Source organism: Nocardia iowensis, from assembly GCF_019222765.1.
In the GTDB taxonomy this organism is placed as follows: Bacteria; Actinomycetota; Actinomycetes; order Mycobacteriales; family Mycobacteriaceae; genus Nocardia; species Nocardia iowensis.
Genome location: NZ_CP078145.1, coordinates 5,581,451 through 5,598,433, shown reverse-complemented (window position 1 = coordinate 5,598,433; position 16,983 = coordinate 5,581,451). Strand labels below are relative to the sequence as shown.

Here is a 16,983-nt window from a genome sequence, read left to right as displayed (position 1 = left end):
TCAAACTTTGCTGTCGCCGTTAGCGTGCGATGTGAAACAAATCCACCACGTTGGCAATCCGGCCGATCAGACGCTCCGAATCATAGGGCGTGGATCAAGTTCCACGGTCGGCCTTGCGCGCCTGCTGTGGGGCATAGCTCGGTGAGTTGCGTCGAACAGCGGCAGAACGGAGTGATTGATGAGTTCATTGGCCACGGACAGCGTCGACCAATGTTCATCGGGCGAATCTTCGGCACAACCATTCGTCTTGTCGCCGGCCCAGACGGCCCTCTGGTACGCGCAGCGGATTCGTCCGGATGTGCCACTGACGATCGCCCAGTATGTCGAGATCCGCGGTGACCTGGATGTCGGCCGCCTGCTCTACGCGATCGAGCGCTTCGGCGCGGAGACGCAGGTCGGACAGGTGCGGCTGCTGGAGATCGATGGAATCCCGCATCAGGTGGTCGATTCCACCCGGCGGCCCGGCTGGGCGCGGGTCGATCTGCGCGCGGAGGCCGATCCGCACGCGGCGGCGGTGCGCTGGATGAACGAGCACGCCAGCTCGCCGATCGATCTCGAGCGCGACCCGCTCACCACGAATGTCGTACTGCGGACCGGGGATTCGGACTACATCTGGTACGCCCGTGCCCATCACATCGTGATCGATGGATACGGTGCGATGAACGCGCTCACCCGCACCGCGGAGATCTACACCGCGGTGGAGAACCACACCGAGCCGGTGGCCTCCCGGGCGACGCCGCTGGCCGAGATGTACGCCGACGAGCTGCGCTACCGGGATTCCAGCCGGTTCCGCGCCGACCGCGACTACTGGCTCGAGCAACTGGCCGGCGCGGGCGAGCCGATGAGCCTCAGCGGCGTCACCGTCACCGCCGCCACCCACGACGGGGGTAGGCGGACCGCCACCGGTGTGCTCGACGACCGGTGCCAGTCCGCGATGGACGCCGCGATGGCTGCGTTCGGCACCACCAATTCGGCACTGTTCGTCGCGGCGCTCGCCGCGTATGTGCGCTCGGTGACCGGCAATCCGGACGTGGTGCTGAGTTTGCCGGTGTCCGCGCGGACCACCGTCTCGCTGCGCCGCTCGGCCGGTGTGGTGTCCAACGTCGTGCCGATCCGGCTGAAGTTCACCGCCGAGACCACCCTCGCCGACGTGGTGAAGGCCACCGAACTGCAGATCACCGGTGCGCTGCGGCACCAGCGCTACCGGCACGACGACATCCGGCGCGATTGCGGCTACTCCCGCGACGCCCGCGGCTTCTTCGGCCCGATGGTCAACATCATGTTGTTCCACAACGAGCTGAAGTTCGGCAGCCTGGTCGGCTCGCTGAACGTGCTGGCCACCGGGCCGGTCGAGGACCTGTCGGTCAACCTGTACAACGGCGTCGGCAACCGCATCCACGTCGATTTCGAGGCCAACCCGCGGCTCTACGACGAGACCGAGGTCGCCACCCATCACGAGCGCTACCTCGACTTCCTCACCCGCTTCCTCACCGCCACGCCGGACACCCTCGCCGAGACGCTCACCGCGATCACCGACGTCGAACGCGACCGCGTCCTGCATGACTGGAACGCCACCCGGACCGCGCCGCACAACGGCACCCTGGCCGGTCTCTTCGCCGACCGTGTGGCCCGCTGCCCGGAGGCCGTCGCCCTCGAGTACGCCGCCGAGTCACCGGCCCACCCGTCGCCCGACCACCACCCCTCAACGAGTCGCTCCGCGACGCTCGCCCACCCGTCACCCGACCACCACCCCCCGACGAGTCGCTCCGCGACGCTCGCCCACCCGTCACCCGACCACCACCCCCCGACGAGTCGCTCCGCGACGCTCGCCCACCCGTCACCCGACCACCACCCCCCAACGAGTCGCTCCGCGACGCTGACATATCGCGAACTCGATGACCGCGCCAACCGGCTGGCCCGGCTGCTGATCGCGCGTGGCGCGGGCCCGGAGACGGTGGTGGCGCTGTGCCTGCGCCGCAGCCTCGACCTGGTCGTCGGCATGTACGCGATCGTCAAATCGGGCGCGGCCTACCTGCCGCTGGACCCTGAGCATCCGGCCGAGCGGATCGAGCAGATCATCGGGCAGGCCGCACCGGTCTGCGTGCTCACCGCCGACCGCGACGAGCTCACCCTGCCCATCGACGCACTCGCCATCGACACCGTCGACCTGTCCGGCTATGCCGCCGATCCGATCACCGACGCCGACCGCACCACCGTGCTGCGCGAGGACCACCTGGCCTACGTCATCTTCACCTCCGGTTCGACCGGAAAGCCCAAGGGCGTCGGCGTCACCCACCGCGCGATCGTCAACCGGCTGCGTTGGATGCAGCACGAGTATCCGCTCGACGCCGCCGACGCGGTATTGCAGAAGACACCGGCCACCTTCGACGTGTCGGTGTGGGAATTCTTCTGGCCCTTGCAGATCGGCGCGCGACTGGTAGTCGCCGAGCACGACGGTCACCGCGACCCGGCTTATCTCGCGCGGGTCATCACCGAAAAGAACGTGACCACGGCACATTTCGTGCCGTCCATGCTGTCGGTCTTCGTCACCGACACCGACGTGCGCGGCTGCTCGGCCCTGCGGCAAGTCTTCTGCAGCGGTGAGGCGCTGCCCGCCGCGACGGTCCGTGACTTCCACGCCGCACTGCGTTCACCCACCCCGCCGGCTGCCGTCCCCCGGCACGGGCCCGCGCTGCACAACCTGTACGGCCCGACCGAGGCCGCGGTCGACGTCACCTACTGGCCGTGCCCGGCCGATCCGGCGACCGTGCCGATCGGCTCGCCGGTGTGGAATACCCAGACCTACGTGCTGGATTCGCGGTTGCGGCCGGTGCCGCCCGGCGTGGTGGGCGAGCTGTACCTGGCCGGTGTGCAACTGGCCCGCGGTTACCTGGGCCAGCCCAAGCTGACCGCCGATCGCTTCGTGGCCAACCCGTTCACCGCGGGCGCGCGGATGTATCGCACCGGCGACCTGGCCCGCTGGCAGCTCTCGACGGATCGGCGCGGTGTCCTGGAATACATGGGCCGCAGCGACTTCCAGGTCAAGATCCGCGGCCTGCGCATCGAACTCGGCGAGATCGAGGCGGCGCTGCTGGCCGACGACCGGGTGGCCAGGGCGGTCTGCGTGGCACACGCCGGACGCAACGGTGACGAACTGGTCGCCTACGTCGTCGCTGCGCCGGACGCCGGGAAGTCCCGCTTGGACACGGCCGCGCTGCTGACCGTGCTGCGCCGCACCCTGCCCGCGTACATGGTGCCGTCCGCGCTGCTGGAACTCGATGAGTTGCCGCTCAGCGCCAACGGCAAGATCGACCGCAAGGCGCTGCCCGCGCCCGCGATGGGTGTTCGCGCGGTGAGCAGCACCATCGCCGAGCCGCGCACCGAGGTGGAGCGGGTGCTGGCGGGCATCTTCGCCGAAGTGTTGGGCACCGACGACGTCGGCGTCGAGGACAGCTTCTTCGACCTCGGCGGCAACTCGCTGATCGCCGCGCGCGCGGTCGCCCGGATCAATGCCGCGCTTGGCACCGCGCTGACCATTCGCGATCTGTTCGAGGCGTCGACTATCGCCGCGCTCACCCAGTGCTTCGCCACGCACACCCTCGACGTCGCCTCGCCGAAACTCGTCGCGGCTGCCCGGCCGGAGCGCATCCCGCTGTCGCTGGCTCAGCAGCGGCTGTGGATTCTCAACCGGTTCGCCGAACATGCCGCGGCTTACAACATGCCGCTGGCCGTCCGGCTCGAGGGTGCGCTCGACGTAGAGGCATTGCGCGCCGGTCTGGTCGACGTGATCGAACGGCACGAGAGCCTGCGCACCACCTTCCCCGAATCCGCGGACGGGCCGTGCCAGCTGATCCACCCGGCCGCCGAGATCCCGCTCACCCTCGACCCGATCGACGCAACCGGCGCCGATGTCGCGGCGCTGGCCACCGAATTCGCCGGATACGGTTTCGATCTGCGCACCCAGGCCCCGATCCGGGTCGCGCTCTACACCACCGGACCGGACCAGTGGGTGTTCCTGCTTGTGCTGCACCACATCTGCGGTGACGGCTGGTCGATCGCGCCGCTGGCCAGGGATTTGATGACCGCGGTGTCGGCCAGGACCGACGGTGCCGCGCCGCAGTGGTCACCACTGCCGGTGCAGTACGCCGATTTCGCGCTGTGGCAGCGCGAACTGCTCGGCGCGGAATCCGATCCGGCGAGTGCGCTGAGTAGCCAACTGACGCACTGGCGTTCGGCGCTGGCCGGGCTGCCGGACCAGCTCGACCTGCCGCTGGACCGCCCGCGCCCGCTGCGCCGGTCGACCACCGGCGGCCGGGTCGAGTTCACCATCGCACCCGAAATCCGGCGCGCCGCAGGCGAACTCGCGGCCAGCCGGGGCGTCAGCATGTTCATGGTGTTGCACGCGGCGCTGGCCACGTTGCTGTCGCGGCTGTGCGCGAGCACCGACATCGCCATCGGCACGCCGATCGCGGGCCGCTCCGATCCGGCACTGGACGAGCTGGTCGGCATGTTCGTCAATACGCTGGTACTGCGCACCGAGGTCGACCCGGCCGCCGGTTTCGATCGCATGCTCGATGTGGTGCGCGAGACCGACCTCAACGCCTTCGCGAACGCCGACGTGCCGTTCGAGCGGCTTGTCGAGGTCGTCAACCCGGAACGCTCGGCCGCCAGGCATCCGCTGTTCCAGGTGATGCTGTCCTACGACCGGGCGCCGGACCTGCGCATCGAACTGTCCGGCCTGCGGGCCGAGGTGCTGCCGATCGTCTCCGACATCGCCAAGTTCGATCTGCAGCTGGTGGTGCACGACGACATTTCCGACGGCCCGCTCACCGCCGAATTCGGCTACGCCACCGACATTTTCGACGCTTCGACGGTCGAGTCGTTCGCCCGCCGGTTCGTCGCGGTGCTGAACGCGGTGGTGGCCGCGCCGAGCATGCCGATCGGTGACCTGACCATCCTTGATCGCCGCGAACTGGCCAACCTGGTGCCGATCGCCGGCTCGCCCGCCGAACCGTTCAGCACGCTCGCGCAACTGCTCTCCGATACGGCCGAACGGGTGCCGGACGCGGTCGCCGTGCGTTACTTCGGCGTCGACACCACCTACCGCGAGCTGGACGAGACGTCGAACCGGCTGGCGCGCGTGCTGATCGAACACGGCGCCGGTCCCGAGGTGGTCGTCGCGATCGCGCTGCCGCGCGGCCTGGACGCCATCACCGCCGTATGGGCGGTCGCGAAAACCGGTGCGGCATATGTGCCGATCGATCCGAGCTACCCGGGCGAGCGGATCGCGCACATGATCGGCGACTCCGGCGCCATGCTCGGCCTGACCGATGCCGAATGCCTTGCCGCCATGCCCGAATGGCCCGCGCCGCGCGGTAAGCACCGCAAGACCTATGTGGACTGGCTGGTGCTCGGCTCCGACGAACTGGCCGCCGAAGCCGTGCACTACGCCACCGAGCCGATCACCGACGCCGACCGGCACCACCCGCTGTGCGCGGTGCACCCGGCGTACCTGATCTACACCTCGGGCTCGACCGGCACGCCGAAGGCGGTGATCATCACCCACGCCGGTCTCGCGTCCCTCGCGCACGAGCAGATGCACCTGTTCGGTGTCTCGGATTCGGCTCGGACACTGCACTTCTCGTCGCCGAGCTTCGACGCGTCGGTCCTGGAACTGCTGCTCGGTTTCGCCGCGGGCGCGACCATCGTGGTGGCCCCCGCCGGGCTCTACGGCGGCGCCGAGCTCGCCGCGCTGCTGCGCGACGAACGGGTGACTCATGCCTTCGTCACCCCGGCCGCGCTCGGCACCGTGCCGACCGACGGGCTCGACGAGCTCGAGGCGGTCATCGTCGGCGGTGAAGCGTGCTCGGAGGAGCTCGTCGAAACCTGGTCGGTCCAGCACCGTATGCACAACATGTACGGGCCGTCCGAGGCCACCGTCGCGGCCACCGCGACCGGCCCGATGGTGCCGGGCCGTCCGGTGCCACTCGGCATGCCCATCCGCGGCATGCGGTTGTTCGTGCTCGACAGTCGACTGCACCCGGTGCCACCGGGGACACCGGGTGAGCTGTACCTGTCCGGGCCCGGCCTGGCCCGCGGCTACCATGGTCGTTACGCCCTTACCGCGCAACGGTTCCCGGCCAACCCGCACGGCAGGCGGGGCGAGCGCATGTACCGCACCGGCGACCTGGTGGTGGTCGAGCCGGGCGGACAATTGCGCTTCCTCGGCCGCGCGGACGACCAGATCAAGATCCGCGGCTTCCGCATCGAACTGCGCGAGATCGACCATGTGCTGCGCGGCCATCCCGGGGTGAGTTTCGCGCTCACCGTTGTGCACACCGACGAGCACGGCCAGCCGCGACTCGCATCCTATGTGACCGCGGACGAGCCCGTCGACGCCGCCGAGCTCACCGAGACGGCGCGCCAGCGGCTGCCCGGCTACATGGTGCCAGCGTCGGTCACCGTGCTGGCTGAACTGCCGGTCACCCCGGCGGGCAAGCTGGATCGAAAGGCCTTGCCGGAACCCGTTTTCGCGGCCGTCGGCTGCTCACGGGCGCCGAGCACCGATCTGGAACTGCGCGTCGCGGGGGTCTTCGGCGACATCCTCGGCCGCCCGATCACCGGTGCCGAGGACAGCTTCTTCGACGTCGGCGGCAACTCGCTGCTCGCCACCCGGCTCGCGGCCGCGCTGCACGCGGAATTCGGCGTCGATCTGCCGGTGCGGGCGATCTTCGAGGCGCCGACGGTGGCGGGCGTCGCCGAGCGGCTTACGGAAGCGCCCCGGACGCAGCGGCTGGCGCTGGCTGTGCAGACCACGCGTCCGGGACGCATTCCATTGTCGCTGCCACAGCAGCGACTGTGGTTCCTCAATCGATATTCTCCCGCATCGAGCGCGTATAACATCGCTTTCGTCATCCGGATCGCGGGCGATCTGGATGTGACGGCGCTGCGCGCGGCGCTCACCGACGTCGTCGAGCGGCACGAGGTGCTGCGTACGGTGTTCCCGGAGGACAGCAACGGGGCACAGCAGGTGGTGTTGCCGACCTCGAAGGCGCTCCCGACGATCGATCCGATCGATACCGACGACGCGGGCGCCAGCACGGCGCTGCGCACCCTCGCGCACACCGGGTTCGACCTGGTACGCGAAACGCCCCTGCGAATGACCTTGCTGCGCACCGCATCCCAGCGCTATCTGCTCGGCATCGTGGTGCACCACATCGCCGCCGACGGCTGGTCGCTCGGCCCGCTGACCAGGGACCTGGCCGCCGCGTATGTGGCAAGGCACGAGGGTGCCGCGCCGGCCTGGACGCCACTTCCGGTGCAGTACGCCGACTTCGGTCTGTGGCAGCGCGCCTGTCTCGGCGACGAGAACGACCCGGGCAGCCTCGCGGGCAACCAGCTGGAGTACTGGCGGACCGCGCTGGCCGACCTGCCCGAGGAACTTCCGCTGCCCTACGACCGGCCGCGTCCCGCGGCACCGACGCAGCAGGCGGGCGCGGTGAAATTCACGGTGCCAGACCCGGTCCAGCGCGCCCTTGCCGAACTGGCCAGGGAGCAGGGCGTGAGCATGTTCATGGTGCTGCGCTCGGCGCTCGCGGTGCTGCTGCGCTGCGTGACCGGCGGTCGCGACATCGTGATCGGCACGCCGGTCGCCGGGCGCACCGACACCAAGCTCGACGAGTTGGTCGGCATGTTCGTCAACGCTCTGGTGCTGCGCTCCGACGTCGATCCGGACCGGACCTTCGCGGGGCTGTTGCGCGCCGACCGGGACACCGAGCTGGCCGCCATGGCGCACGCCGATATCCCGTTCGAGCGCATCGTGGAGGAATTGGGCCGCGACACACGCGTTCTGTCCAATGGCCGCTCCGCGGTCCGCGGCAGGCACCCGCTGTTCCAGGTGGCGCTGACCGTGCAGGACGGTCCCGTCCCGACGCTGGAGTTGCCGGGGCTCGCGCTGCGCGCCGAGGAACTCGACATCGCACTGGCCAAGTTCGACCTGGAACTGCGGGTCGCGCACATCGGCTGCGACGCCGGTCCGGGCGAACCCGGGCAGGCATTCGAATTCGTCTACGCCGCCGAGCTTTTCGATGAATCGACGATCCACATCCTGGCCGACCGGTTCCTGCGGGTGCTCGCGGCAGTCACCGCCGACCCGCGAGTCCTGGTGCGCGACATCGACGCTCGCACCGAGCGGGAACGGCGCCTGTTCGCGCCGGCGACCGGCGGACCGACCACACCGCAGTGCACGCTCTCGGCGTACTTCACCGCGACCGCGCACATGCATCCGCATCGCACCGCCCTGCGGTCGGGCACCAGCACGATGACCTACGCCGAAGTCGACCGCCGCTCCAACCGGCTGGCGCGCGCCCTGATCGCGCGGGACATCGGGTCGGGGGATCGGGTCGCACTCGGATTGACTCGCTCGATCGAGTCGGTCCTCACGGTGCTCGCCGTCGTCAAGACCGGCGCGGCGTTCGTGCCGGTCGACCCCAACTATCCGACCGACCGGGTCCGGCACATGCTCACCGATGCGGGATGCTGGGTCGGCGTCACCGTCACCGCGCACGCCGACCGGCTGCACGCGGCCGCCGACGACGGCCCGGTGACCGACTGGCTGCTGCTCGACGACCCCGAGTTCGCCGCCGAACTGGACACCCACGACGACGCGCTGGTCGACGACCTGGACCGGCTGTGCACCATCGAGCCCGACGACCTCGCGTACCTGATCTACACCTCCGGTTCCACCGGCAAACCCAAGGGCGTCGCGGTTACCCACGCGGGCCTGTCCAACTTCGCCGACGAGCTCCGCGACCGCATGCGGGTCGGGCGGGAGTCGCGCACGCTGCACTTCGCCTCGCCCAGCTTCGACGCCGCGGTCCTCGAGCTGCTGCTGGCGATCGGCTCCGGTGCCGCCATGGTGATCTGCCCGCCCGACATCTACGGCGGCGACGAGCTGGCCGCGCTGCTGGAACGCGAGCGGATCACGCACGCCTTCATCACTCCGGCGGCGCTGTCCACCATCGACCGGGATCGCTGGCCGCTGCCGCACCTGCGTTCGCTGATGGTCGGCGGCGAGGCGTGCACCCCCGACCTGGTGGCGCGCTGGGCGCCGAATCGCAACCTGCACAACGTCTATGGACCCACCGAAACCACCATCGTCATCACCATCTCCGATCCGATGGCGGTCGATCGGCCCATCACCATCGGCACGCTCGTGCGTGGCGCGCGGGCGCTGGTCCTCGACGAGCGGCTGCGTCCGGTGCCGGTCGGCGTGCCCGGCGAGCTCTACCTCGGCGGGTACGGCGTTGCCCGCGGGTACTTCGACCGCTTCGGGCTCACCGCACTGCGTTTCGTCGCCGACCCGTTCGGCCCGGCCGGTGCCCGGCTGTACCGCACCGGTGACGTGGTGCGCTGGAACGACGCGGGCGAGCTGTGCTACCTCGGCCGCAGCGACCATCAGGTGAAGGTGCGCGGTTTCCGCATCGAGCTCGGCGAGATCACCGCCGCGCTCGGTGAGCATCCCGGGGTGCGGTTCGCGCACACCGAAGTCCGGCAGATCGCGGGCGCCGACCGGATCGTGGCGTTCGTGCAGCCCTCCGACGAGCACGCGGGTGTGGATGTGGAGGCGGTGCGCGCCCATGTGGGCGCGCAGTTGCCGTCGCACATGGTGCCCTCGAGTATCACTGTGCTGGAACGCATTCCATTGACGCCGGTGGGCAAGCTGGACACCGGCGCGCTGCCCGAACCCCAGCTCACCGCGGACGTCGCGGCGCGCGCGCCGGAGACCGAATCGGAGCAGCTGGTCGCGAAGGTGATGGGGGACCTGGTCGGCGTCGACGCCGTGCGCGCCGACGACAGCTTCTTCGACATCGGCGGAAACTCGCTGCTGGCAACGCAACTCGTCGCCCGGCTGGCCGCGGCGACGAACATCCGGCTCGAGGTGCGCACCGTGTTCGCGGCGCCGCGGGTGGCCGAGCTCGCGGCACTGCTCGACTCGGGGCCCGCGGGTTCGGACGCGCGTCCGGCGCTGGTGCGGCGCAACCGTCCGGCGCGGATTCCGTTGTCGGCGGCGCAGCGCAGGCTGTGGTTCCTCAACCGCTTCAACGGAACCGGCGATGCCGACCAGTCGGCGGGCGCTTACAACGTCCCGGTCGTGCTGCGGATGACCGGCAAGCTCGATGTCGACGCGCTGGTGATGGCGCTGCACGCGGTGCAGGCCAGGCACGAGACGCTGCGGACGGTGTTCCCCGAGACCGACGGCGAACCGGCCCAGCGGGTGCTCGATCTGGCCGCCGCCGCGATCACGCTGTTCGTCGCGACGGTCACCCCGGATGAGGTCGACGACGCCGTACGGCGGTTCGCCGCACCGGGATTCGATCTCGCGGGCATGGTGCCGATCCGGGCCGCGCTGATCTCGGTGTCGCCGGACGGCGATACCGGTGTGCAGAACCCGGCCGAGGTGTCCGACGAGCACGTGCTGGTCCTGGTGGTGCACCACATCGCGATGGACGGCTGGTCGCTCGAGCCGATGGCCGTCGACGTGGCGACCGCCTACCGGGCGGCCTGCGCGGGCAAGACGCCGGAGTGGACCGAGCTTGCGGTGCAGTACGCCGATTACACGCTGTGGCAACAGGACATGCTCGGCGCCGAGAACGATCCCGACTCGGTGCTGAGCCGTCAGCTCGGCTACTGGCGGCGCACCCTGGACGGCATCCCCGAACTGCTCACCGTCCCCGCGGACCGGCGCAGGCCACCGGTGCCGTCCTATCGCGGCGGGCTCGTCGAGTGCGCGGTCGACGCGTTCACGCACCGGGAACTGCGCACGGTCGCCACCAGCAACAACGTCAGCATGTTCATGGTGCTGCACGCCGCGCTCGCGGTGCTGCTGCACCGGATGACCGCGACCGACGACATCACCGTCGGCACGCCCATCGCCGGTCGCGGCCATCCCGCGCTGGACCGGCTGGTCGGCATGTTCGTCAATACGCTGGTGCTGCGCACCCGCATCGACCCCGATGCCAGGTTCACCGATCTGCTGCACACCGTCCGCGACACCGACCTGGACGCGTTCGCGCATGCCGACCTGCCGTTCGAGCGGCTGGTCGAGGTGCTGAATCCGGCTCGGTCCCAGGCGCATCACCCGATGTTCCAGGTGATGCTCTCGGTGCAGAACCAGCCGGTGAGTGCGCTCGAGCTGCCCGATCTGCGGATCGAGGCCGCCGATATAGATACCGGCATCGCCAAGTTCGATCTGCAGTTCACCCTCACCGAATCGCAGACGCCGGAACGGGATCCGGCGGGCATCACGGTGTCGGTGAACTACGCCAGCGATCTGTTCGACGAGCAGACCGCGCTGCGGCTCGGCAAGCGGCTCACCCGGCTGCTCGCCGCCGTCGCCGCGAATCCGACCACCGCCGTGGGGGATCTGGAACTGCTCGACCCCGCCGAATGGTCCGGGCTGGCCCCGGTGCGTGGTGCGGAGGCGGACCGCCCGGTCACGCTGCCCGAGGTGTTCGAGGCGGCGGCGAATATCGATCGCTCGCGGATCGCGTTGCGCGCGGAGGGCACCCAGGTGAGCTACGACGCGCTGGACCGGTGGACGAACCGGCTGGCGCGGGTATTGATCCGGCGCGGTGTCGGCCCGGAAACACTGGTGGCGCTGGGTATTCCGCGGTCGGTCGAGTCGGTGGCCACGGTGCTCGCGGTGGCCAAGGCCGGTGCCGCGTTCGTGCCGGTCGACCCGTTGTATCCGGCCACGCGGATCGCGCACATGCTGTCGGATTCCGGTGCGGCACTGGGCATCACGCTCGGTGACTACCACAATGAGCTGCCCGGCGGGGTGGAGTGGATCGTGCTGGACGACCCGCACTTCCGTGGACTCGTGCTGGACGCCTCCGACACGCCGATCACCGCGGCCGAACGGATCGCGCCGCTGCGGATGGACAACCCGGCCTACGTGATCTACACGTCCGGCTCGACCGGCACGCCGAAGGGTGTGGTGGTCACCCACGGTGGTCTGTCCAATTTCGCCGCCGAGACCGCGCAGCGGTTCGACGTCCGGCCCGGTTGCCGCGTCCTGCATTTCGCGACACCGAGCTTCGACGCGGCGATGCTCGACCTGTTGCTCGCACTCGGTGGCGGGGCCACCCTGGTGATCACGCCGCCCGGTGTGGTCGGCGGGGCCGACCTGGCCAGGGTGTTCATCGATGAGGCGATCACGCACGCGTTCATCACCACCTCGGCGCTCGGCACGGTCGACCCGACCGGCGTCACCGAATTGCGGCACGTGCTGGTCGGCGGCGAGGCCTTGCCGCCGGACCTGGTCACCCGGTGGGCGCCGAACCGCAACCTGTACAACGTGTACGGGCCCACCGAGACGACCATCGTCACGGTGATCTCTCAGCCGATGACGCCGGGCGGGCCGATCACCATCGGCGGGCCGATCCGCGGCGTCAGCGCGACCATCCTGGACGCGCGGCTGCACCCGGCCCCGGTCGGTGTCACCGGCGAGTTGCACCTGTCCGGTTCCGCGCTGGCCCGCGGCTACCTGAATCGGCCCGGCCTGACGGCGCAGCGGTTCGTGGCGAATCCGTACGGCAAACCGGGCGAGCGGATGTACCGGACCGGTGATCTGGTGCGCTGGTGGTCCGGGCAGGGTTCGCTGGCCGCTGGCCGCTGCACCGGCTCCGGGCGGGAGATCGAGTACGTCGGTCGCACCGACCATCAGGTCAAGATCCGTGGCTTCCGGATCGAACTCGGCGAGATCGACGCGGCGCTGGCACGGCACCGCGGCGTGGAGTTCGCCACCACCATCGGGCATCGCACGCCCGCGGGTTCCACCGCGCTGGTGTCCTATGTCAAGGCGCGCAACGGAACCGAGCTGACCGCGGCCGAGCTCACCGACCACGTGGCCGAGCTGGTGCCGAATTACATGGTGCCGCAAGCGATCATGCTGCTCGACCAGGTGCCGCTCAGCCCGGTCGGCAAGCTGGACCGAAAAGCGCTGCCGGAACCGATGTTCGCCGCCGCCGACGGCTACCGGGCGCCGAGCACCCCGACCGAGGCGGCACTGTGCGCGGCCTTCGCGACGGTGCTCGGCGTGGAATCGGTGGGCGCCGACGACGGGTTCTTCGAACTCGGCGGCAACTCGCTGCTGGCGACGAAAGTCGTTGCGCAGGTGCGGGCCAACGGTCTGGACCTGCCGGTGCAGTCGATGTTCGGCGAGGCGACCCCGGCCGCCATCGCGGCTCGCCTCGACGGTGCGGGCGCGGGCATCGCCGCGGCGCTGGGACCGGTACTGCCGATCCGGCCCAACGGCGCGGCGGCACCGCTGTTCTGCATCCATCCCGCGATCGGCCTGGCCTGGTGCTACTCGGGGCTGCTCGGACACCTCGCGCCGGACCGTCCGGTGTACGGATTGCAGGCGCCGCACGTGGCCGGCGAGGACGGCTTCGCCTCGATCACCGAGGCCGCCGGACAGTATGTGGCACATATCAAGTCGATCCAGCCGACCGGGCCCTACCACCTGCTCGGCTGGTCGTTGGGCGGGTTGATCGCGCACGAGGTGGCGGTGCGATTGCAGGCGGATGGCGATGAGGTCGCACTGCTGTCGATGATGGACAGCTACCGGCTCTCCGACGCATGGCTCGAGCACGCGATTCCGAGCGTGGCCGAGATCATCGAGGAATTCGGCAGCGACCAACTCGACGCGCCCCTCGATCCGGCGATGAACCTGCGCGACGCGGCGGAGCTGCTGCGTGCCAGGCCCGGTCCGTTCGCGGCGCTCACCGTCGAGCACCTCGAGCGGCTCTACGCCGGCTACACCAACGGCACCCTGCTCGCGCACGGCTTCCGGCCTCGCGTCTTCCACGGCGACCTGCTGTTCTTCACCGCCGCGGCGGACGCGATCAACCGGGCCGACCCCGAGCGCCGCGCGGCCGCCTGGCAGCCGTTCGTCACCGGCGAGATCCACGACCACGAACTGCCGTGCCGGCACTCGGCGATGACCGCCCCCGAATCGCTCGCCGCGATCGGGTCGGTGCTGCGCCGCGCGCTGGACGGTGAGCTGGTGCAGCAGACCAACGGGACGGTACCGGCGAAGTGCGCCGAGAACGGTGCGCACCTCGAGACGACCGCCGTCGGTACCAGAAAGAAGGAGAAGCAACGGTGAGTGGGCAGACGGGGGAGTGCGCGGAGGTGACGAGGTGAGCTTGGCAGTGGAAGTACTTGGCCTGGTCAAAAATTACGGCAAGATCCGGGTGCTCGACCAGATCGACCTGCAGATACCGACCGGAACGGTAATGGGTCTACTCGGACCCAACGGTGCGGGCAAGACCACGACCGTCCGCATCGTCACCACCCTGCTGCGCCCGTGCGCGGGGTCGGTTCGGGTGGCCGGGGTGGATGTGCTGCGCAATCCCGGGGCGGCGCGGCGGCGGATCGGCCTGTCCGGTCAGTACGCCGCGGTCGACGCGAACCTGTCCGGCTACGAGAACCTGCGGATGGTCGCCCGCCTGTACGGGATGTCGCAGCGGCAAGCCGCCGCGCGGGCGACGGACCTGTTGACGGCGCTCGGGTTGGACCACGCGGCGCACCGCAGGGCGGGCACCTACTCCGGCGGCATGGCGCGGCGGCTGGACCTGGCAGGCGCGCTGGTGGCCCGGCCCGCGGTGGTGGTGCTGGACGAGCCGACCACCGGACTCGATCCGCGCGGCCGACTCGACATGTGGCGCGTCATCGGCGAGCTGGTCGACGACGGCACCACCGTGCTGCTCACCACCCAGTACCTGGAAGAAGCCGACCTGCTCGCGGACCGGATCACCGTTATCGACCGCGGGCGGGTGATCGCGCGCGGCTCCGCGGACGAGCTGAAGATGTCCATCGGCGGCGACCGGCTCACCGTCACCCTCGCCGCCGGACAGGACGTCGAGCCCGCCCTGACCGTGCTCGCACAGGTCGGTATCGGCGAGCCGAGCCACGAGGCGGGCACCGACGAGGCGTCGATCGTGGTCGGTGACGGCTCGCGCACCATGGTCGAGGCACTGCGCAGGCTCGACGACGCGGGTGTCTGCGTGGTGGACGCCAATGTGCACCGGCCGAGCCTCGACGACGTATTCCTGTCCCTCACCGGTACCACCGCCCACGCGGCCGACCGGCAGCCAGAAACCGATGACGTACAAGAGGAGATTTTGTCGTGACCGCTGTGGTGGATGTCCCGAAAACGCAAGTGGTCCAGTTCGATTCGGGGCCGCGGCTGCGGATCTTCCGGGACAGCGCGATCGTCGCCTACCGCAATCTCCTGACCATTTTGCGGGTGCCCACCTTGCTGGTGACCGCGACGATTCAGCCGCTGATGTTCGTGTTCCTGTTCGCCTACATCTTCGGGGCATCGCTGGGCGGCAGTCAGTACCGGGAATTCCTGCTGGCCGGAATCTTCACGCAGACAGTCGCTTTCAATGCGGCGTTCACCACCGTCGGCCTGGCCGGTGACTTGCAGAAGGGCATCATCGACCGGATGCGAACGCTGCCGATGTCGCGGCTCGCGGTGCTGATGGGGCGCACCCTGTCCGATCTGGTGGTCAATGTGCTCAGTGTCGCCGTGATGGTCGGTTGCGGTTATGTGGTGGGCTGGCGGATCAACGGCGGAATCGCCGACGCCGCACTCGCTTTCGGTGTGATCCTGCTGTTCGCCTTCGCCATGTCCTGGGTCGGCGCGTTGACGGGGCTGCTGTCACCGAATGTCGAGGTGGCGCAGAGCGCGGGCCTGATCTGGCTGTTCCCGCTGTCGTTCATCTCCTCGGCCTTCATCTCCGCCGAGACCCTGCCCGGCCCACTGCGCACCATCGCGGAGTGGAACCCGATCACCGCCGTCTCCGCCGCGGGCCGCAAACTCTTCGACAACAGCGCCCCACCCAGCTTCGCCCCCGCCACCGGCTGGGCCGCCGACCACTGCGTCGAATACGCAGTCGGCTGCTCCCTCGCCATCCTCGTCATCGCCGTCCCGCTGGCCCTACTGCGCTACCGCAAGGTCGCCAGCCACTAGCGATGCAAAAGGCCGCCTTCGTCGAAGGCGGCCTTTTCGGGTCAGCTAGACGCGGCGGCGGGTCTTGAGGAGGTCGAGGCGCTCCTTGAGGAGTTCCTCGAGCTCTTCCTTGCTGCGGCGCTCCAGCAGCATGTCCCAGTGCGTGCGCGGCGGCTTGACCTTCTTGGTCTCGACGGTGGTGCCCTCGATCAGCATGCCTTCCTGACCGTTGCGGCACAGCCACGTCGGGGGGATCTCGGCGTCGTCGGCGAACGGGACGTCGAATTCTTCACCGTTGTCGGTGCGGTACCGGGCGATCCGACGCGGAGCCAGGTCGTGGTCGCGATCGGTCTCGTAGCTCACCGCTCCGAGCCGACTGCCCCGGAGTACGCGATCTGCCATGGTGTGCCTCTCCCTGTGTGCTCGAGTCTTGTTGCTGCGACCGTACGAGCGTCTGGTGCTCGCTGGACCTTATGTGCAACGAACGGGCCTGCGCCGATAGTTCCCGACGGGCCGCGGAACCGTTCCATTGTAGTGCCAACGGCGCGCCGATCTCGCCGCGCCCGTCGTCCGGCGGTTCGCGGGGGTCGCTGAGCCGCTTCGAGCCGTCGAAGCATTAAGGTTCTGCGTCATGTCGCGGCGCTTGCTGTCCTGTCTGTGGTGTGGCCGGGAGATCGTGGAGTCGGAGGCCGGGCGTCGTCGCCGATACTGCCGCCAGTCCTGTCGCCAACGCGCCTACGAGCATCGCAACAGTCTGAAGGGAACCGGGATTCCGGACGACTCCGTCGTGCTCAGCGCCCAGGAGGCCGCCGACCTGGCCGACCGCTGGTTCGCCGCCCGCTGCGCCGCCGAGGATGTCGCCATCGCCATCGAAGAAGGCGCGAGCACCGAGGAACTGGCCACCCTCGGCAAAACCTTGGTCGAGCTCACCCGCGACGCCGAACGGCTGCGCTGACCCGGGT

At 69.5% G+C, this 16,983-nt stretch carries 5 protein-coding genes; 4 read left to right on the top strand and 1 reads right to left on the bottom strand.

The window, feature by feature from the left end; genetic code table 11:
- Positions 1-178: 178 nt before the first annotated feature.
- The 3 genes from KV110_RS25715 to KV110_RS25705 all read left to right on the top strand — a co-directional run bounded on the left by KV110_RS25715 (position 179) and on the right by KV110_RS25705 (position 16,042).
- Positions 179-14,170, top strand: coding sequence for a non-ribosomal peptide synthetase (locus tag KV110_RS25715; protein WP_246633975.1), 13,992 nt, complete (start codon positions 179-181; stop codon positions 14,168-14,170).
- 34 nt (positions 14,171-14,204) lie between these two features.
- Positions 14,205-15,197, top strand: a complete 993-nt coding sequence (locus tag KV110_RS25710; protein WP_218469840.1) for an ATP-binding cassette domain-containing protein — start codon at positions 14,205-14,207, stop codon at positions 15,195-15,197.
- A gap of 62 nt (positions 15,198-15,259) precedes the next feature.
- Positions 15,260-16,042, top strand: a complete 783-nt coding sequence (locus KV110_RS25705; RefSeq protein ID WP_218478868.1) for an ABC transporter permease — start codon at positions 15,260-15,262, stop codon at positions 16,040-16,042.
- 45 nt (positions 16,043-16,087) lie between these two features.
- Here KV110_RS25705 and KV110_RS25700 read toward each other — a convergent pair whose 3' ends face one another.
- Positions 16,088-16,423, bottom strand: a complete 336-nt coding sequence (locus KV110_RS25700; RefSeq protein WP_040731279.1) for an RNA polymerase-binding protein RbpA — start codon at positions 16,421-16,423, stop codon at positions 16,088-16,090.
- A gap of 229 nt (positions 16,424-16,652) precedes the next feature.
- Between KV110_RS25700 and KV110_RS25695 the strand changes: the two genes are divergently transcribed.
- Positions 16,653-16,976: a hypothetical protein gene (locus KV110_RS25695; RefSeq protein ID WP_218469839.1), complete on the top strand. Its 324-nt coding sequence runs from the start codon at positions 16,653-16,655 to the stop codon at positions 16,974-16,976.
- The last annotated feature ends 7 nt before the right edge of the window (positions 16,977-16,983 follow it).